Here is an 18,633-nt window from a genome sequence, read left to right as displayed (position 1 = left end):
GGGCAATTTTTGCGCCAGGTCATAAGAACTTACCTTGCCTTAGATGAAGAAATCAGCACTCGATCAAATTTTCTATTTTTTTTCTCAATTATTGACATCCTCGCCAGGCCTTATAAGACGCGCACTTAGCGATTATTACCCTTTTGCAACCTCAATTTAACCTCAAAATCAACTCTTGTACTGAAAAGAATCCCTACTAGAATACTCACCATATAGCGTCTACTTTATCAAACAACCCCTACATATAGTATTTATCCACAGACTTAGTCACAACATGACTTTGTGGATAATATGGGGGATATTTTTTCTTTCACGGACAGGTAAAAAACCACATGAATCAGAGTCTGCTGGTGACAAAGCGTGATGGTAGTACAGAGCGCATCAATCTCGACAAAATCCACCGCGTTCTGGATTGGGCGGCAGAAGGACTGAATAACGTATCGATTTCTCAGGTCGAGTTGCGCTCCCACATTCAGTTTTATGACGGTATCAAGACATCCGATATCCATGAAACAATCATCAAAGCTGCCGCCGACCTGATCTCCCGCGAGGCACCGGATTATCAGTACCTGGCTGCTCGCCTGGCGATTTTCCATCTGCGCAAAAAAGCCTACGGCGAGTTTGAACCGCCGAAACTGTTCGACCATGTCGTGAAAATGGTTGAAATGGGCAAATACGACAATCATCTGCTGGAAGACTACACGGAAGAAGAGTTCAAGCAGATGGACTCGTTCATCGTACACGACCGTGATATGACCTTCTCCTACGCTGCGGTGAAGCAGTTAGAAGGTAAATACCTGGTACAAAACCGTGTTACCGGTGAGATTTATGAAAGCGCGCAGTTCCTCTACATTCTGGTAGCGGCGTGCCTGTTCTCTAACTATCCGCGTGAAACGCGTCTGCAATACGTAAAACGTTTCTACGACGCCGTTTCTACGTTTAAAATTTCGCTGCCGACGCCGATTATGTCCGGCGTGCGCACCCCTACCCGTCAGTTCAGCTCCTGCGTACTGATCGAGTGCGGCGACAGCCTGGACTCCATCAACGCCACCTCCAGCGCGATTGTGAAATACGTTTCCCAGCGCGCCGGCATCGGTATCAACGCCGGTCGCATCCGTGCGCTGGGTAGCCCGATCCGCGGCGGTGAAGCGTTCCACACCGGTTGTATTCCGTTCTACAAGCACTTCCAGACCGCGGTAAAATCCTGCTCCCAGGGCGGCGTACGCGGCGGTGCTGCAACGCTGTTCTACCCAATGTGGCACCTGGAAGTTGAAAGCCTGCTGGTCCTGAAAAACAACCGTGGCGTCGAAGGCAACCGCGTGCGTCACATGGACTACGGCGTACAGATCAACAAACTGATGTACACCCGTCTGCTGAAGGGCGGCGACATCACGCTGTTCAGCCCGTCCGACGTTCCAGGCCTGTATGATGCGTTCTTCGCTGACCAGGACGAATTCGAACGTCTGTACACCAAATATGAAAACGACGACAGTATCCGCAAGCAACGCGTCAAAGCCGTTGAGCTGTTCTCACTGATGATGCAGGAACGTGCCTCTACCGGGCGTATCTATATTCAGAACGTTGACCACTGCAACACCCATAGCCCGTTTGATCCAATTGTCGCTCCGGTGCGCCAGTCTAACCTGTGCCTGGAAATCGCCCTGCCGACCAAACCGCTGACCGACGTTAACGACGAAAACGGCGAAATTGCGCTGTGTACGCTGTCCGCATTTAACCTCGGTGCTATCAACAGCCTGGACGAGCTGGAAGAGCTGGCCGAATTGGCGGTACGCGCGCTGGATGCGCTGCTCGATTATCAGGATTATCCGATTCCTGCCGCCAAACGCGGCGCGATGGGTCGCCGTACGCTGGGTATTGGCGTGATCAACTACGCCTACTGGCTGGCGAAAAACGGTAAGCGTTATTCTGACGGCAGCGCGAACAATCTGACTCACAAAACCTTTGAAGCCATTCAGTATTACCTGATGAAAGCCTCTAACGAGCTGGCGAAAGAGCAAGGCGCGTGCCCGTGGTTTAACGAAACGACCTACTCCAAAGGTATTCTGCCGATCGATACCTATAAAAAAGATCTCGATGCTATTGTCAACGAGCCGCTGCATCTGGACTGGGAACAACTGCGCGAATCCATCAAAACGCACGGTCTGCGTAACTCCACGCTGTCAGCCCTGATGCCATCGGAGACCTCTTCGCAGATCTCTAACGCCACCAACGGTATTGAACCACCGCGCGGCTATGTGAGCATCAAAGCGTCGAAAGACGGTATTCTGCGCCAGGTCGTGCCGGACTACGAACACCTGCACGACGCGTACGAACTGCTGTGGGAAATGCCGAACAACGATGGCTATTTGCAGCTGGTAGGTATCATGCAGAAATTTATCGATCAGTCGATTTCCGCCAACACCAACTATGATCCGTCGCGCTTCCCATCCGGAAAAGTACCGATGCAGCAGTTGCTGAAAGACCTGCTCACCGCCTACAAATTTGGTGTCAAAACGCTGTATTATCAAAACACCCGTGACGGTGCGGAAGATTCTCAGGACGATCTGGTGCCGTCCATTCAGGACGACGGCTGCGAAAGCGGCGCATGTAAGATCTGATGAACGATGCCGGGTGGCACCAGGCTCACCCGGCCTACAGTAGCTTGGTTTGTAGGCCGGAAAGGGTGCTTGTAACGCCATCCGGCACTCATCCCACAAAGGATTCACATCAATGGCATACACCACTTTTTCACAGACGAAAAATAACCAACTTCTGGAACCGATGTTCTTCGGCCAGCCGGTGAACGTCGCCCGCTACGATCAGCAAAAATATGACATCTTCGAAAAACTGATCGAGAAGCAGCTCTCTTTCTTCTGGCGTCCGGAAGAAGTTGATGTTTCTCGCGATCGCATCGACTTCCAGGCGCTGCCGGAACATGAAAAGCATATCTTCATCAGTAACCTGAAATATCAGACGCTGCTGGACTCCATTCAGGGACGTAGCCCGAACGTAGCGCTACTGCCGTTAATCTCGATCCCTGAGCTGGAAACCTGGGTGGAAACATGGGCGTTTTCAGAAACGATCCACTCCCGCTCCTACACCCACATCATTCGTAACATCGTGAACGATCCGGCGGTGGTGTTTGATGACATCGTCACCAACGAGCAGATCCAGAAACGCGCGGAAGGCATTTCCAGCTATTACGACGAATTGATTGAGATGACCAGCTACTGGCATTTGCTGGGCGAAGGCACGCATACCGTTAACGGTAAAACGGTTGTCGTAAGCCTGCGTGAATTGAAGAAGAAGCTGTATCTGTGCCTGATGAGCGTGAACGCGCTGGAAGCGATCCGCTTCTACGTCAGCTTCGCCTGCTCCTTCGCCTTCGCCGAACGTGAACTGATGGAAGGCAACGCGAAAATTATTCGCCTGATCGCCCGCGATGAAGCCCTGCATTTGACCGGGACCCAGCATATGCTGAATCTGCTGCGCAGCGGCGTGGACGATCCGGAAATGGCGGAAATCGCCGAAGAGTGTAAACAAGAATGCTACGACCTGTTCGTACAGGCCGCGCTGCAGGAAAAAGAGTGGGCGGATTATCTGTTCCGTGACGGCTCAATGATTGGCCTGAATAAAGACATTCTGTGCCAGTACGTTGAGTACATCACCAACATCCGTATGCAGGCTGTCGGACTCGACTTGCCGTTCCAGACCCGCTCTAACCCAATCCCGTGGATCAACACCTGGCTGGTGTCTGATAACGTGCAGGTTGCGCCGCAGGAAGTGGAAGTCAGCTCTTACCTGGTCGGCCAGATCGATTCGGAAGTCGATACCGACGACCTGAGTAACTTCCAGCTCTGATGGGCCGCGTTACTCTGCGCATCTCTGGCACACAACTGCTGTGCCAGGATGAACACCCTTCCCTGCTTGCCGCGCTCGAATCGCACAATGTTGAAGTTGAATACCAGTGCCGCGCAGGTTATTGCGGCTCCTGCCGTACTCGTCTGGTAGCGGGACAGGTCGACTGGATTGCCGAACCTCCGGCCTTCATTCAGCCAGATGAAATTTTGCCCTGCTGCTGTCGGGCAAAAGGCGATATTGAAATAGAGCTGTAACGCATGGCGGGATAAAAATTACGACTAAAAAAGAGCCGCCGATGGACGGCAGCTCTTTATTTCTCCTGGAGGCAGGTATGGCCACGTTGACGGCAGACGGCCTTATCTAGCCGTTAATAACGTTTGATCCAACCAGGCCTGTGACCGGAGGTGCATCACAGACCTTGTGCCATTACTCTTTATTCAGGAATGTCACTGCTTTGTCGGGGAAGTCGGTGAACAGCCCGTCAACGCCCGCCTTGTTATACAGAATGTCATACAGCTGGTTTACGTCAGTGGTGTAATCCGGCAGTTGATCGGCACGAACGGTATAAGGATGCACCACCATCTTATTCTGATGCGCGTCCTGTACCATGCCCGTTAACGAGATATTGCCTTTCTTCGACTTCTCATCAATCAGCATGTGATAGTCCGGCCCAATGCCGTTCGCATACTGCGCAACCTGCTTCATGGCACCCGGTTTAAACATCCAGTCGTAGTTGTAATTAACCCAACTACCGTCCGGCTTTTTCTCCTGAGTTTCATTCCAGTCAGTGTACGCAATCAACTGTACCAGATTGAGATCCATCCCCATCTTCGGTTCCAGTTCATTCTTAATGCGCTTTAACTCTGCGACATCAAAACACTGTAGATAAACCTTGTCGTTCTTGTCGGTGTACCCGTACTTTTTCAGCACTTCCAGCGTCTTAGCCGCAATGTCCTTCCCTTCCTGATGATGGAACCACGGCGCTTTCATTTCCGGGTAAATGCCAATGTTTTTACCGGTTGAATGATTTAATCCCTGAACAAACTCAATCTCTTCTTCGAAAGTGTGCACACGGAAATCAGATTTACCCATCGGGAAACGCCCCGGGTAGGTCTGGACCTTTTTGCCATTTTCGATATCAAAGCCTTCGGTAAATTTCAGCGATTTAATCTCATCCAGCGTAAAGTCGATAGCGTAGTAGCGCCCATCTTTACGCGCACGATCCGGGAAACGCTCGGCAACATCGGTGACGCGGTCAAGGTAGTGGTCATGCAGGACAACCAGATGGTCGTCCTTGGTCATCACCAAATCCTGTTCCAGGTAATCAGCCCCCTGAGCATAAGCCATCGCTTTTGCTGGCAGCGTATGCTCCGGTAGATAACCGCTGGCGCCACGGTGCGCAATCACGATTTTTTCTGCGGCAACCGCCGCGCTGCTCACCACAATACCTGTCAGCATTAGCGCCACGCTGAGACTTTTCAATGTGGTTTTCATCTATTAGCCCCCGTTACGCTTCAGTGCGATCTCTTCGTGATGGCGTTTTTCGCCAATCATGACGACCACCAGCAGAATAACCGCCAGCACGCTACCGCCAATCATCACCATAAAGCCGCCGTCCCAACCGAAGAAGTCAACGGTATAGCCAACAATGGCGCTCGCCGCTACGGAACCGCCGAGATAACCGAACAGACCGGTAAAGCCAGCCGCCGTACCCGCCGCTTTTTTCGGTGCCAGTTCCAGCGCATGCAGACCAATCAACATTACCGGACCGTAGATCAGGAAGCCGATGATAATCATACAAGCCATATCCACGTTCGGGTTGCCTGCCGGGTTCATCCAGTAGACGATAGTCGCGATAGTCACCAGCGTCATAAAGAACACGCCGGTCGCACCACGGTTGCCACGGAAGACTTTATCCGACATCCAGCCGCACAGCAGCGTGCCCGGAATACCCGCATATTCATACAGGAAGTAGGCCCAGGATGATTTATCCAGCGCGAAATGTTTCACTTCTTTCAGATAGGTCGGGGACCAGTCCAGGATGCCGTAGCGCAGCAGATAAACAAACACGTTGGCGATAGCGATGTACCACAACAGTTTGTTCGGCAGTACGTATTGCATGAAGATCTGCTTCGCAGTCAGCTCTTCTTCCGCTTTCTCGTTGTAATCGTCCGGGTAGTCGTTCTTGTACTCTTCGATAGGCGGCAGGCCACAAGACTGCGGCGTATCACGCATCAGAGCAAAAGCAAACAGCGCGACGACGATCGCACCGAAAGCAGGCATATACAGCGCCGCTTTCCAGTCATTGAACCAGGCCATACCCAGCAGGAACAACAGAGGAGGCAGACCACCGCCCACGTTGTGCGCACAGTTCCAGACGGAAACAATGCCCCCACGCTCTTTCTGCGACCACCAGTGCACCATGGTACGACCACACGGCGGCCACCCCATTCCCTGGAACCATCCGCAGAGGAACAGCAGCACAAACATAACCGCAATGCTCGAAGTCGCCCACGGCACAAAGCCCATGAACAACATGACTGCGGCGGCCAGGATCAGACCCGCTGGCAGGAAAACGCGCGGATTCGAGCGATCCGAAACGGACCCCATGATGAATTTCGAAAATCCGTAAGCAATGGAGATACCGGATAACGCAAAACCCAGATCGCCACGCGAGAAACCTTGCTCAACCAGATACGGCATCGCAAGGGCAAAGTTCTTACGTACCAGATAGTACGCGGCATAACCAAAGAAAATCCCCAGAAAGATCTGCCAACGTAATCGACGATATGTCGGGTCGATCTCCGCTGCAGGCAAACGCGCCGTGTGTGACGCTGGTTTAAAAATGCTCAACATAGTGTAGCCTCCGTGGCCGTCTTTCATTCGAAGTAAACACTGCAGTTCGTCATTACTACCCTACCGCTCCCAGTGTGGCCGCGATGTTAAGGAAAGATACATAACAAAAATGTGAAACGCTGCACATATTGTTACAGATTTATGACAAATGTTCATAAAGGCGCACGAAATCACGTTTCATTTTCGAATAATGAGCGATTATGCGCGAAATCAAACAATCCATGTTTTTTATGTGGCTAAATGATAAAAAACGAACTGTGAGGAAAAACAATGAAAATTCGCGACTCGCAAACAAGTGACGTGATTATCATTGGTGGAGGAGCAACAGGTGCAGGGATCGCACGCGATTGTGCGCTGCGCGGGTTGCGCGTCATCTTAGTGGAACGCCACGATATCGCCACAGGGGCGACCGGACGTAACCACGGTCTGCTGCACAGCGGTGCACGCTACGCCGTCACCGACGCTGAATCTGCCCGGGAGTGCATCAGCGAAAACCAAATTCTCAAACGTATCGCCCGTCATTGCGTTGAGCCGACGGACGGTCTGTTTATTACCCTGCCGGAAGATGAACTCTCCTTCCAGGCAACCTTTATTCGCGCCTGTGAAGAGGCTGGTATTCGCGCAGAAGCAATTGACCCTAAGCAGGCGCGCATTATCGAACCTTCCGTCAACCCACAGCTGATTGGCGCGGTAAAAGTGCCGGACGGCACGGTTGATCCTTTCCGCTTAACCGCCGCCAACATGCTGGATGCGCGTGAGCATGGCGCAGTAATCTTAACGGCGCATGAAGTGACGGGACTGATTCGTGAAGGGGCAACGGTTTGCGGCGTGAACGTACGCAATCATCTGACGGGTGAGATGCAGTCTCTGCATGCACCGGTAGTCGTCAACGCCGCCGGGATCTGGGGCCAGCGCATTGCGGAATATGCCGATCTGAGCATCCGTATGTTCCCGGCCAAAGGTTCGCTGCTGATTATGGATCACCGCATTAACCAGCATGTCATCAACCGCTGTCGTAAGCCGTCTGACGCCGATATCCTGGTGCCCGGTGATACCATTTCGCTGATTGGTACCACCTCACAGCACATTGATTACGATGATATCGACAGCAACCGCGTCACCGCAGAAGAGGTCGATATACTGCTGCGTGAAGGCGAGAAACTGGCGCCGATTATGGCGAAAACGCGCATTTTACGCGCCTACTCCGGCGTGCGTCCTCTGGTAGCCAGCGACGACGATCCAAGTGGCCGTAACGTCAGCCGTGGGATTGTACTGTTCGATCATGCCCAGCGTGACGGACTGGACGGGTTTATCACCATTACTGGCGGCAAATTGATGACCTACCGCCTGATGGCAGAGTGGGCCACCGATGCCGTTTGCCGTAAGCTGGGCAATACCCAACCTTGCACAACGGCAGACAAGGCGCTGCCTGGCTCACAAGAATCGACCGAGCATACGCTCAAACGCGTGATCTCGTTGCCCGCGCCACTGCGCGGCTCAGCGGTCTACCGTCACGGCGATCGCACCCCAGCGTGGCTTAGCGAAGGTCGTCAGCACCGCAGCCTGGTCTGTGAATGCGAAGCGGTTACTGCAGGTGAAGTGCAGTACGCCGTCGAGAATTTGACCGTCAACAGCCTGCTGGATTTGCGTCGCCGTACCCGTGTTGGAATGGGAACCTGCCAGGGCGAATTGTGTGCCTGCCGCGCCGCAGGTTTGCTGCAACGTTTTAATGTCACCACCGCCGCGCAATCTATTACCCAGCTTTCCGATTTCCTCAATGAACGCTGGAAAGGCGTGCAGCCTATCGCCTGGGGAGATGCGCTGCGCGAAAGCGAATTCACACGCTGGGTTTATCAGGGATTGTGCGGTCTGGAAAAGGAGTACCAGGATGAAATTTGATACCGTCATTATCGGCGGCGGCCTGGCCGGACTACTGTGCGGCCTGCAACTGCAAAAAAGCGGTTTACGCTGCGCGATTGTCACTCGCGGCCAAAGCGCCCTGCATTTCTCCTCCGGCTCACTGGATTTGCTCAGCAACTTACCCGATGGCCAACCGGTGACGGATATAGAAGCAGGCCTGAATGCGCTGCGCACTCAGGCACCCGCGCACCCGTACAGCACCATCGGAACGCACAACGTCCTGGAGCTGGCCCAGCAGGCGCAAAATCTGCTGGAAGAATGCGGAACGCATTTGCAAGGCAAGGTACATCAGTCACATCAACGCATCACCCCGCTGGGAACGCTGCGCTCAACCTGGTTAAGTTCCCCGGAAGTTTCGGTCTGGCCGCTGTCCGCGCAGCGTATCTGCGTTGTAGGTATTAGCGGTTTACTGGATTTTCAGGCACATCTCGCCGCGGCGTCACTGCGTCAACGCAATCTCAGCGTCGAGACGGCAGAAATCGATCTGCCTGAGCTGGATGTCCTGCGTGATAACCCGACCGAGTTTCGCGCCGTCAATATTGCGCGCCTGCTGGATAACGAAGATAAATGGTCGCTGCTCTATGACGCTTTACTGCCAGTAGCAAAAACCTGCGACATGATAATTATGCCGGCCTGCTTCGGTCTGGCGGATGAACAGCTCTGGCAATGGCTTAACGAGCGCCTCCCCTGCTCGCTGACGCTGTTACCGACCCTACCGCCTTCGGTACTGGGTATGCGTTTGCATAACAAATTGCAGCGCCAGTTTGTGCGCCAGGGCGGCGTCTGGATGCCGGGTGATGAAGTGAAGAAAATCACCTGTCAGGACGGCGTAGTCAGCGAAATCTGGACCCGTAATCATGCCGATATTCCTTTGCGGCCACGTTTCGCCGTGCTCGCCAGCGGCAGCTTCTTCAGCAGCGGACTGGTCGCCACGCGTGAGGCCATCTACGAACCTATCCTGGGGCTGGATGTACAGCAAACCGCCACGCGCGCCGAGTGGTATGAGCGTGACGTCTTCGACCCACAACCGTGGCAGCAGTTTGGCGTTACGACCGATGCCGGGCTGCGCCCATCGCTGGCGGGACAAACGATAGAGAACATGTATGCCATCGGTTCCGTTCTCGGCGGATTCGACCCTATCGCCCAGGGTTGCGGAGGCGGCGTGTGCGCTGTTAGCGCCTTACACGCCGCACATCATATTGCGAAACGTGCAGGAGGCCAGCAATGAGCGACACACGTTTTGAAAGTTGTATCAAATGCACGGTGTGCACCACGGCCTGCCCGGTAAGTCGCGTCAATCCGAACTACCCTGGTCCTAAACAGGCCGGACCGGACGGTGAGCGTCTGCGCCTGAAAGATGGCGCGTTATATGACGATGCGCTGAAATACTGCATCAACTGTAAGCGTTGCGAAGTAGCCTGTCCGTCAGATGTGAAGATTGGCGATATCATCCAACGCGCGCGCGCCAAATACGACACAACGCGTCCGTCGCTGCGTAACTTTGTCTTAAGCCATACCGATTTGATGGGTAGCGTGTCCACACCGTTCGCCCCGATAGTGAATACCGCCACCTCACTCAAACCGGTGCGTCAGCTGCTGGATTACGCGCTAAAAATCGACCATCGCCGTACGTTGCCGAAGTACTCTTTCGGCACCTTCCGCCGCTGGTATCGCAGCGTTGCCGCGCAGCAAGCGCAATATCAGGATCAGGTTGCCTTTTTCCACGGCTGTTTTGTGAATTACAACCATCCGCAGCTCGGCAAAGATCTGATCAAAGTGTTGAATGCGATGGGAACCGGGGTGCAACTGCTGAGCAAAGAGAAATGCTGCGGCGTACCGCTGATTGCCAACGGCTTTACCGATAAAGCGCGTAAGCAGGCGGTGAGCAACGTGGCCTCGCTCAGAGAAGCAATTGACGGTAAAGGCATTCCGGTGATCGCCACCTCATCAACCTGCACCTTTGCGCTGCGTGATGAATATCCGGAAGTGCTGGACGTCGACAACTCAGGTCTACGCGAACACATTGAACTGGCAACCCGCTGGCTGTGGCGCAAGCTGGATGAAGGCAAAACGCTGCCGCTGAAAACGCTGCCGCTGAAAGTGGTCTACCACACGCCATGCCACATGGAGAAAATGGGCTGGACGCTCTACACGCTGGAACTGCTACGACAAATTCCAGGGCTGGAGCTAACGGTGCTGGACTCGCAATGTTGCGGGATTGCCGGGACATACGGCTTTAAAAAGGAAAACTACCCGACATCGCAATCCATTGGCGCACCGCTGTTCCGCCAGATTGAAGACAGCGGCGCTGATATCGTCGTCACCGACTGCGAAACCTGTAAATGGCAGATTGAGATGTCTACCAGTAAGCGCTGCGAACACCCCATCACCCTGCTTGCCAAAGCGTTAGGTTAATTCTGTTGCCCGGTGGCGTTGGCTACCGGGCATTTTTGCGAATGCCGTTGTACATAACTGAATACGTTGCAACCGGACGTATTTATCTCTGACTCCTCCACGCAAAAAATCAATTCCTCAAATGCAGCCCGCGTCATTCGTAGGTATCGTCACACCATCTTCTCCCTCTGGTGACGGACTACCATGGCTAAATCAGCAACATCAACACCGTACGATGCGGTTTTTAAAAGATGGTTTCTTATCCTGAGAATAATTATGTGAAGCACACAAAACCAATACTGACAGGCTGTAACCAGATTGCTGCGGCAATCGTCAAATAAATTAGCCTTCAGGTTAATTTTGAATGGTTATGAATTAGCCTATGAGCTAACATTTATTTGGAGTGGGCAGCCATATGTTTAGCGTTGTTTATCACCCTGAGGCCAGGGCAGAAGCAACTGCATTACCCGTAAAAATTCGGGTTAAGTTTGACCGGCTCATTGGTAAGCTGGAACATAACGCCCAGTTGTTGCGGGAGCCGGATACGAAACCTCTTGGCGATGGACTTTTTGAGATCCGCACGATGGGTACTGATATAGCCAGAGGTATCTGGCTATACCATAAAGGCAACACTATCATCATGCTCCGCGTTTTCATCAAGAAATCACAGAAAACGTCAGCAAAAGAAATCGAACTCGCCAAAAATCGGTTAGCGGAGGTGCTTAATGAAACTGGTAAGCCATAAAGAACTGCATAACGAATGGATGCAGAATGATGAGTTTCGTGCTGCATGGCGGGAAGAAGAACGCAAAGAGATGCTTAGAGAACTGCTTGCAGAATGGCGGAGGCATAACAACCTGACAAAAGCTCAGGTTGCCGAACGTATGGGGGTGACGCCTCCGGTTATTTCCCGCCTTGAAAATAACATTACCAAAGCCAGTATTGAGACATTGACTCGCTACGCCTACGCCTGCGGCATCAAAAAACCAGTCATCGCCCTGTATTGATTAACCCGTTACTCCGGAGCCGGTCTGTTGGAGAAAATCATCTCCGTGCATATTTCGTGGTAAGAATATTATGTGAGTCAATAAAAATCAGACGGCGCACGGGAACTCAAGCTTCATCTGTCAACTTCATATCAGTTTCCGCTGGTGGATATCACGATGGTATCTGACGACGTGACAGAGCATCACCATTAGGAGCTATTTCAGGCCCGATGGCGCTACACCACCGGGCCCGATATTAATAACTGCTTTTCAACGTTTGCGTACTCTGGCCTGGCTTAAACATTGCCAGCCTGCGATCCAGCGCTTCGGTATAAAGCATGGTATCCACGCCTACCGCGACAAAATTTGCTCCCCATTGCAGACATTTCTGCGCCATTGCTGGGTCAACAGCGAGGGAACCGGCTGCTTTTCCGGCTGCGCGGATACGGCGAATGCTTTGCTCAATGATCCGCTGCACCTCCGGGTGTCCGGCATTATCCGGGTAGCCTAACGACGCAGAAAGATCCGCCGGACCAATAAAGACACCGTCAATACCGTCAACGTCCAGAATGGCATCCAGATTATCCAGTGCCGCTTTGCTTTCGACCTGTACCAGCAGGCAGAGTGATTCATTAGCCTGGGCCATATAATTGTCGATACGCCCCCAGCGCGCCGCCCGTGCCACGCTGGCGCCGACACCACGCTCGCCGAGCGGTGGATAACGAGTCGCGGAAACCACCTGAAGCGCCTGCTCTGCGCTGTCGACCATCGGGACAAGCAGCGTCTGCGCGCCAATATCCAGCACCTGCTTGATCAACGCTTTACTGCCCTCCACCGGGCGAACCACAGGCTGGCTGGCATAAGGCGCAATCGCCTGCAACTGATGGTAAAGATCCTGCACCGTGTTCGGCGCGTGTTCTCCATCAATCAGCAGCCAGTCATAGCCTGACGTCGCGGCAATCTCCGCCATGTAGGAGGTGGTCGAACTGAGCCACAGGCCGATCTGGACTTCCCCTTTGCGTAATCCTTCTTTGAAGGGATTTGATAACAATGCGTTCATAACGATCCTTACAACGTAGATAAGATTAATGATGCGCAGCGCCTGCTTGTGAAACTGAACGGTTCACACTCAGCGTAAAGATGATTAGCGAGCCAATAATCGCGACGCCCGCGAGGACCAGCAGGCCCGCCGCATCGCTGGCAAACACCGTTTCGGCTTTGACGCGCAGAATGGGAGCAATAAAGCCGCCAACGGCACCAAACAGGTTGACGAAGCCGATCCCCGCCGCCAGAGCAGTCCCGGAAAGAAGTTGCGTTGGCATCGTCCAGAACACTGGCTGTACCGCAATGAAACCGACCGCCGCGACGCAGAGCGCCACAATCGCCAGTACCGGTGAAACCAGCCCAGAAAGGCCAATGCCGATTCCTGCCGCCAGCAGCGTCAGCGCGGCAACATTACGCCGGTCGCCGGTGCGATCGGAGTAGCGGGGAATAAGCCAGGTACCAAACAGCGCCGCCACCCACGGTATTGCCGCCACGACCGAAGCCGTAAAGCCCACTTTTGTCCCTAACAACGCAGCAACCTGAGTTGGCAGGAAGAAGATCAGGCCATACACCGCCACCTGGATCGTCAGATAGATAATCGCCAGTTGCCAGACACGGCCATTACGCAGCGCATCCGACAGGCGTGAAGTGACCTTTTTCTCCTCTTCACTTGTCAGTTGGCTAATAAGTAACGACTTTTCCTCCGCGCTCAGGAAACGCGCCTGCTGCGGGGTATCATCCAGCCAGAAGAAGGTGAAAATGCCCGCACCTACCGCCAGTAAACCTTCGATAACGAACATCCAGAACCACCCTGGATGCCCCATAAAGCCGTGCATCTCCAACAGCGCACCGGAAAGCGGCGATCCCAGGGTTAACGCCAGCGGCGCCCCCATGTAGAACAGCCCCATGATGCTGGCGCGGTTACGCTGGGGGAACCACTGGGACGTCAGGTAGATCATACCGGGGAAGAAGCCCGCCTCTGCCGCACCCAGCAGAGTACGGATAATCAGAAATTTCGATTCAGTATCCGCCCATGCCATCGCCGCAGAGAGGAATCCCCACAGCAACGTGGTGGTACCAATCCAGGTTCTGGCACCAAATTTACGCATCAACAGGTTGGCAGGAACCCCCAGAAAGGCATAAACCACAAAGAAAATCCCCGCGCCCAACGCATAAGCTTCGTTGCTCAGACCGGTATCAATCTGATAGGTCTCTTTGGCAAAACCGATGTTCGAGCGGTCAAGAAACGCCAGCACATACAGCGCCAGCATAAAGGGAATCAAACGGGCGCGGTTTTTCTTCACCACACCATCAAGTAACGTGGTACTCATAGCAAGATCCTCAAAGAAATGAGGGCGTTGCCGTGGCATTGGCAACGCACTGGTCATTAGTGGCTATAAGGGCGCTTCAGATTGCAGTCGCGGTTAAGCTCGACGCCAAATCCTGGTTTGTCGAGCACCGACTTATGAATGCGGCCATTGACGGGTACCGGTTCGTCCAGAAGGATCGGATCAAACTGTGGACGCATCGTTGAACAATCCGGGCTGGTCATCAAAAACTCGCTGAACGGGGTATTGGTGAACGTGATCACCGCGTGGTGCGAGTAAACCGAGGAACCATGTGGGACCACCAGCTGTCCGCGCGATTTAGCAATAGCGGCAATTTCCACCAGCGTGGTTAACCCACCGCACCAGCCCACATCCGGCTGCATGATATCGATGCCGGTTTCTGAGAGCGTGCGGAAGGACTGCAGCGTCCCGTGGTGTTCACCGCTGGTAACCATCATCCCCGCCGGGGCGTTACGTTTCAGCTCGCGATAACCTTCATACTGCTGCGGCGGCAGACACTCTTCGATCCACTTCAGATTAGACGGTGCGCAGGCATGGGCCAGTTTGGTGGCATAGTTCACGTCCTGACTCATCCAGCAATCGAGCATCAACCAGAAATCCGGACCGCATTTCTCACGCATGTCGGCTACCATTGCCGCATCTTTGCGGATCCCTTCATCCCCGTCGTGCGGCCCCCAGTGGGTCGGCATTTTGCCGCCAATAAAGCCCATTTCTTTCGCCAGATCAGGGCGCGCTCCGGTCGCGTAGAATTGAATTTCGTCGCGTACCGCGCCACCCAATAGTTTGTAGACCGGTAAACCCACCACCTTGCCAAACAGATCCCACAGCGCCAGATCCACGCACGAGATGGTGTTCATCACCAGACCGCCGGAGCCGGAGTAGTACATCGTTGCGCCCAGCATCTGGTCGTGAATGAGTTTGATATCACTGACGCATTTCCCTTCAATAAAACGATTGAGATGCTTTTCCACAATAAAGCACCCCATCTCCCCTGCCGTGGAAACAGCAAAACCGGTCTGTCCGTTTTCAGCTTCCACTTCAACAATCAGTGTTCCTAATACGTTGATGCCAAAGGACTGGCGCGATTGCTCATATTCACGATATTTGCTCATTGGCGTGGCGATATGATCGTCAATCCAGTGGTTAGCGCCCTGATCGTGATAGTCGCCGCCGCCAGCGCCTTTATCCGCCGTAGCACCACCGGTAAACCAGGCACGAACGTGTTTAATTTTAGGTAGGGTCATGGTGTTCTCCTTTTTATGAAGCGAGTGAGTCGAAGGGACTTTTCCATCCCAACAGGCGTGAAATATCCCTGGCGCAGGCAATCGCTTTACCGGCCAGATAATCACGGTTCTCTTCGTTAATTTGCAGACGAGTGCCGACCACTGAAATCGCGGCGGTCAGTTCATTGTTAGCGTTAAAAACAGGCGCTGCGACGCAGCGAACATCGGGATAATCTTCGCCATTATCAAAGCTCCATCCACGCTGTCGAATACGCTCCAGCTCATCATTCAACTGCTGTGGCCTGGTGATAGTGGTCGGCGTTGCCTGTTCCCATATCAGCTGTTCAATAATGGCTTTTCGTGCGGCTGCCGGTTGCCAGGCCAGCAGGCATTTGCCAATACCCGAGCGATAGAGCGAAAGACTTTTCCCTTCGTGGGAGCGCACGCTGATAGTGGATGACGATTCCACTTTCAGAATGTAATACGCGCTTTCGTGGTCGATGATCCCGAGATGGCAAAGTAACCCTGTCTCATCCATCAGCTGTGTCAGCCGGGGACGCGCCAGTTCACGTAAATCCATCTTGCTCAGCGCATGCCCGGACAACTCAACCAGCTTGGTCCACAGGCAGTAATTTTCCTGATGATCAATGCTGATAAAGCGCTGACGCTTCAGTTCGTTAAGTAACAGGTACGCGGTGCTTTTTGGAATACCCAGCGCCTCTATGATGGTGGCGGCGCTACATGGGCCGATACGCGCAATGAGATTGAGTATTTCGATCGCCCTGGTGAGCGCGGGAACCTTGCTTGATTCCAACATACTGGACTCCAGTCTGAGATACTGGAATCAGTGTGGTAGGTTAAGGGGGTTAAAATTGTGAAGCGCATCAAATCCTCTCGTTCTTCCAGCTGGCTGGAGAAAAAACGAGCATAATTGTGAACTAACGCACGGATTTTTTTACAGAGAGTACAACAGGTTGGACTGATAACGGGAAGGCCAGTATGCCTTCCCATAACAAGCGCGTGAGAGAGTGCAAGTCAGGAAGGCAGCGTCAGGGATTCAACCACTTCTATCCAACCGTGTTCGCTGGCAATATCCTGCCCGTTGAGCCAACGGCGCAGCATATTGAGCGCCATCATTGCACACACTTCCTGACGCACCGACAAACTATAACGATTAGCGTTCAGCCGTACGCGTAAGGCATGCGTTCCATCAGGCGTTGCCAGCGCAAAGTTAATATGTTCGTTTTCGAAAGCCGATACCGCCAACGCCAGCCCGGCATAATGGTTGCCGCGTCGTTCGGTTATCCAGTGTGCCGTTTGCGCCAGCGTTTCTTCCTGGGGCGGAACCACTTCGCTCGCCAACAGCGGAGCATTCACGCGCGAAAGCTGCAGCGCCACCAGACCGCCGGTGAATTGTTCGCTTAGCGTCAGGCTGTATTGCCGTTCCTGCAACGTGCGGGCGATTTGCGCGGGTAAACCTTCCGTACCTTCGAAAATCATATTCTGCCCGGCAACCCGCTTAACTTCTGGCCACAGCGCCAGCATCGCTTCCCGTTGGGAATCCGGCCCGGTCAGCTTCAGTTCGATAATCGGCATTGACGAGCGGTAGCCCATTGTCACTCCCGGAGGCAATTGCAGCGGATCCAGGCTCTGCGCCAGCTCGCTTTCAGAACGACCAAAGGTGGTTAATCGCAGGCATAGCGGGGGTTGAGACAGCGAAAAACGCTCACGCAAACGCGGCAGGATCTCATGCTCAACCATAACTTTAAATTCTGATGGCACTCCTGGGGTAAAGAACATCAGGCAGCGGTTAAGCTTCAGGGCAAACCCACACGCGGTTCCTACCGGATTATTGATGAATTCCGCGCTGGCAGGTAGCTCAGCCTGTTTGCGGTTACTCGGTGCCATCACGCGTCCACGATCGCGGAAATAACGCGCCATCTCGGCGAGCCATGCTTCATGCAGCACCAGCCCTTCACCTTTTGCCGTGGCCGCCGCCAGCGCGCTCAAATCATCGCTGGTTGGTCCCAGACCGCCGTTAACGATCAGTACATCGGCATGTTCGCTACGCTCACGCAAAACGGCGACCAAATCATCAAGATTGTCGCCTACCGTGTTGCGACGGGTTAGCGGTAACCCTTGATTAAAGAAAAAATCGGCCAGCCAGGCGGCATTCGTGTCGACGATTTGTCCGTGCAACACTTCATCCCCGGTGGATAGCATCTCCACGTTTAACATCGTGTTCTCCTGCTTTTATGATGAAAACACTATAACGCATGGAGGGGGGAAGGCGCGACTGAACGCCGCGCCGGAAAAATCAGAAACTCGCGTTAACCCCAACGTACGGGCCGTCAGCAATCGCGTTATCGCGGTTACCGTCTTTGCCTGCCAGGTTCAGGTAGCGATAACCGGCTTCAATGCTCAGTGGACGCATAATGGTCAGACGCGCACCTGCATTCGCTTCTTCATAGCTGTCAATACCGCTGGAAAGAGAATCGGGAGAGTAATAATACTCGCCAAACAGGCGGAGGCTGTCGCCAATCGGCCACTGCAAACCGCCACCGACCGCCGCCGCGTAACCCTCGTCACCATCATTCGGGTTAGTATAAATGCCTTTCCCACCGACCGTTGCCAGCAGCGGACCGAGAGGAATATTCAGACCCAGTCCCAGACCGGCCGCATCGCCGTCGTCATCGTTATGCATCCAGTTACCGCTGACGGCCAAACCGGTGGTCTCAGTACCCATACCGAAACCCAGGTTGGTGTAGTCTTCGCCAGCCTGGCCGCTGATGCTAATCGCGCTCGCCGACGCGGAAACAAACAGCATTCCGGCAAAACCCAACATTAAACTTTTTTTCATTTTCTATCCTTTCCAGCAAGAATCAAAACATAGCCCCAAAACCGGTGAATTGTACTGTCAGATCACGAGGAATCAATGCACTAAAAAAGCGATGCAATAACATATTGTAAGCAAATACTACTCACAAGATTTAGATAAGG

The 18,633-nt window shown here is 53.5% G+C and carries 16 protein-coding genes; 8 read left to right on the top strand and 8 right to left on the bottom strand.

Going from position 1 to position 18,633, the window contains the following annotated elements:
- Nucleotides 1–332 precede the first annotated feature (332 nt).
- The 3 genes from nrdA (at nt 333) to yfaE (ending at nt 4,115) form a co-directional block, all read left to right on the top strand.
- Entirely contained in the window at nt 333–2,618 is a 2,286-nt protein-coding gene (gene nrdA / locus OGV38_RS05860; protein WP_016153798.1) for a class 1a ribonucleoside-diphosphate reductase subunit alpha, read from the top strand.
- 112 nt (nt 2,619–2,730) lie between these two features.
- A complete protein-coding gene (gene nrdB / locus OGV38_RS05855) occupies nt 2,731–3,861 on the top strand; it encodes a class Ia ribonucleoside-diphosphate reductase subunit beta (RefSeq protein ID WP_016153799.1) in 1,131 nt (376 codons plus the stop codon).
- Nucleotides 3,861–4,115, top strand: a complete 255-nt coding sequence (yfaE, locus tag OGV38_RS05850) for a class I ribonucleotide reductase maintenance protein YfaE (RefSeq protein ID WP_286473041.1) — start codon at nt 3,861–3,863, stop codon at nt 4,113–4,115. Before nrdB ends, yfaE begins: the two co-directional genes overlap by 1 nt.
- Nucleotides 4,116–4,287: 172 nt before the next feature.
- Here yfaE and glpQ read toward each other — a convergent pair whose 3' ends face one another.
- Together glpQ and glpT are read right to left on the bottom strand one after the other, a co-directional pair.
- Nucleotides 4,288–5,355 carry a glycerophosphodiester phosphodiesterase gene (gene glpQ, locus OGV38_RS05845; RefSeq protein WP_286473040.1) on the bottom strand — a complete coding sequence of 356 codons (1,068 nt, stop codon included), beginning with the start codon at nt 5,353–5,355 and terminating at the stop codon, nt 4,288–4,290.
- 3 nt (nt 5,356–5,358) lie between these two features.
- Nucleotides 5,359–6,717: a glycerol-3-phosphate transporter gene (gene glpT, locus OGV38_RS05840; protein WP_016153802.1), complete on the bottom strand. Its 1,359-nt coding sequence runs from the start codon at nt 6,715–6,717 to the stop codon at nt 5,359–5,361.
- Nucleotides 6,718–6,987: 270 nt separating this feature from the next.
- Here glpT and glpA point away from each other — a divergent pair, with 270 nt between their 5' ends.
- The 5 genes from glpA (at nt 6,988) to OGV38_RS05815 (ending at nt 12,038) form a co-directional block, all read left to right on the top strand.
- Complete coding sequence (gene glpA / locus OGV38_RS05835; RefSeq protein WP_200011531.1) at nt 6,988–8,616, top strand: anaerobic glycerol-3-phosphate dehydrogenase subunit A; 1,629 nt, start codon at nt 6,988–6,990, stop codon at nt 8,614–8,616.
- Complete coding sequence (glpB, locus tag OGV38_RS05830; protein WP_200011534.1) at nt 8,606–9,865, top strand: glycerol-3-phosphate dehydrogenase subunit GlpB; 1,260 nt, start codon at nt 8,606–8,608, stop codon at nt 9,863–9,865. Before glpA ends, glpB begins: the two co-directional genes overlap by 11 nt.
- Entirely contained in the window at nt 9,862–11,052 is a 1,191-nt protein-coding gene (glpC, locus tag OGV38_RS05825; protein WP_016153805.1) for an anaerobic glycerol-3-phosphate dehydrogenase subunit GlpC, read from the top strand. The genes glpB and glpC overlap by 4 nt, the downstream gene beginning before the upstream one ends.
- A 394-nt stretch (nt 11,053–11,446) precedes the next feature.
- The gene (locus OGV38_RS05820) at nt 11,447–11,776 is read left to right on the top strand and encodes a type II toxin-antitoxin system RelE/ParE family toxin (RefSeq protein WP_019077271.1); all 330 of its coding nucleotides are present in this window, start codon (nt 11,447–11,449) and stop codon (nt 11,774–11,776) included.
- The gene (locus OGV38_RS05815; RefSeq protein ID WP_019077272.1) at nt 11,757–12,038 is read left to right on the top strand and encodes a helix-turn-helix domain-containing protein; all 282 of its coding nucleotides are present in this window, start codon (nt 11,757–11,759) and stop codon (nt 12,036–12,038) included. The genes OGV38_RS05820 and OGV38_RS05815 overlap by 20 nt, the downstream gene beginning before the upstream one ends.
- Before the next feature lie 235 nt (nt 12,039–12,273).
- On the opposite strand, the gene yfaU is transcribed toward OGV38_RS05815, so the two are convergent.
- The 6 genes from yfaU to OGV38_RS05785 all read right to left on the bottom strand — a co-directional run bounded on the left by yfaU (nt 12,274) and on the right by OGV38_RS05785 (nt 18,493).
- Entirely contained in the window at nt 12,274–13,077 is an 804-nt protein-coding gene (gene yfaU, locus OGV38_RS05810) for a 2-keto-3-deoxy-L-rhamnonate aldolase (protein ID WP_286473039.1), read from the bottom strand.
- A gap of 25 nt (nt 13,078–13,102) precedes the next feature.
- Complete coding sequence (locus OGV38_RS05805; protein ID WP_019077274.1) at nt 13,103–14,392, bottom strand: MFS transporter; 1,290 nt, start codon at nt 14,390–14,392, stop codon at nt 13,103–13,105.
- A 56-nt stretch (nt 14,393–14,448) separates the two neighbouring features.
- Nucleotides 14,449–15,654 (bottom strand): L-rhamnonate dehydratase, encoded by a 1,206-nt coding sequence (gene rhmD, locus OGV38_RS05800; protein ID WP_286473038.1) that lies wholly within the window; start codon nt 15,652–15,654, stop codon nt 14,449–14,451.
- A gap of 13 nt (nt 15,655–15,667) precedes the next feature.
- Nucleotides 15,668–16,450 (bottom strand): IclR family transcriptional regulator, encoded by a 783-nt coding sequence (locus tag OGV38_RS05795; protein ID WP_016153810.1) that lies wholly within the window; start codon nt 16,448–16,450, stop codon nt 15,668–15,670.
- Nucleotides 16,451–16,668: 218 nt separating this feature from the next.
- Nucleotides 16,669–17,871 (bottom strand): nicotinamide mononucleotide deamidase-related protein YfaY, encoded by a 1,203-nt coding sequence (locus OGV38_RS05790; protein WP_047416288.1) that lies wholly within the window; start codon nt 17,869–17,871, stop codon nt 16,669–16,671.
- A 79-nt stretch (nt 17,872–17,950) separates the two neighbouring features.
- Nucleotides 17,951–18,493, bottom strand: a complete 543-nt coding sequence (locus OGV38_RS05785; RefSeq protein ID WP_016153812.1) for a YfaZ family outer membrane protein — start codon at nt 18,491–18,493, stop codon at nt 17,951–17,953.
- Nucleotides 18,494–18,633: the final 140 nt, after the last annotated feature.

Origin of the sequence: Citrobacter sp. Cb080 (genome assembly GCF_030334745.1) — a bacterium.
GTDB classification, from domain to species: domain Bacteria; phylum Pseudomonadota; class Gammaproteobacteria; order Enterobacterales; family Enterobacteriaceae; genus Citrobacter; species Citrobacter braakii.
This window is presented reverse-complemented; position numbering and strand designations above follow the sequence as displayed.

Coding starts and splice junctions, on each gene's coding strand:
- nrdA (WP_016153798.1), top strand. CDS start 333: ATGAATCAGAGTCTGCTGGTGACAAAGCGTGATGGTAGTACAGAGCGC.
- nrdB (WP_016153799.1), top strand. CDS start 2,731: ATGGCATACACCACTTTTTCACAGACGAAAAATAACCAACTTCTGGAA.
- yfaE (WP_286473041.1), top strand. CDS start 3,861: ATGGGCCGCGTTACTCTGCGCATCTCTGGCACACAACTGCTGTGCCAG.
- glpQ (WP_286473040.1), bottom strand. CDS start 5,355: ATGAAAACCACATTGAAAAGTCTCAGCGTGGCGCTAATGCTGACAGGT.
- glpT (WP_016153802.1), bottom strand. CDS start 6,717: ATGTTGAGCATTTTTAAACCAGCGTCACACACGGCGCGTTTGCCTGCA.
- glpA (WP_200011531.1), top strand. CDS start 6,988: ATGAAAATTCGCGACTCGCAAACAAGTGACGTGATTATCATTGGTGGA.
- glpB (WP_200011534.1), top strand. CDS start 8,606: ATGAAATTTGATACCGTCATTATCGGCGGCGGCCTGGCCGGACTACTG.
- glpC (WP_016153805.1), top strand. CDS start 9,862: ATGAGCGACACACGTTTTGAAAGTTGTATCAAATGCACGGTGTGCACC.
- OGV38_RS05820 (WP_019077271.1), top strand. CDS start 11,447: ATGTTTAGCGTTGTTTATCACCCTGAGGCCAGGGCAGAAGCAACTGCA.
- OGV38_RS05815 (WP_019077272.1), top strand. CDS start 11,757: ATGAAACTGGTAAGCCATAAAGAACTGCATAACGAATGGATGCAGAAT.
- yfaU (WP_286473039.1), bottom strand. CDS start 13,077: ATGAACGCATTGTTATCAAATCCCTTCAAAGAAGGATTACGCAAAGGG.
- OGV38_RS05805 (WP_019077274.1), bottom strand. CDS start 14,392: ATGAGTACCACGTTACTTGATGGTGTGGTGAAGAAAAACCGCGCCCGT.
- rhmD (WP_286473038.1), bottom strand. CDS start 15,654: ATGACCCTACCTAAAATTAAACACGTTCGTGCCTGGTTTACCGGTGGT.
- OGV38_RS05795 (WP_016153810.1), bottom strand. CDS start 16,450: ATGTTGGAATCAAGCAAGGTTCCCGCGCTCACCAGGGCGATCGAAATA.
- OGV38_RS05790 (WP_047416288.1), bottom strand. CDS start 17,871: ATGTTAAACGTGGAGATGCTATCCACCGGGGATGAAGTGTTGCACGGA.
- OGV38_RS05785 (WP_016153812.1), bottom strand. CDS start 18,493: ATGAAAAAAAGTTTAATGTTGGGTTTTGCCGGAATGCTGTTTGTTTCC.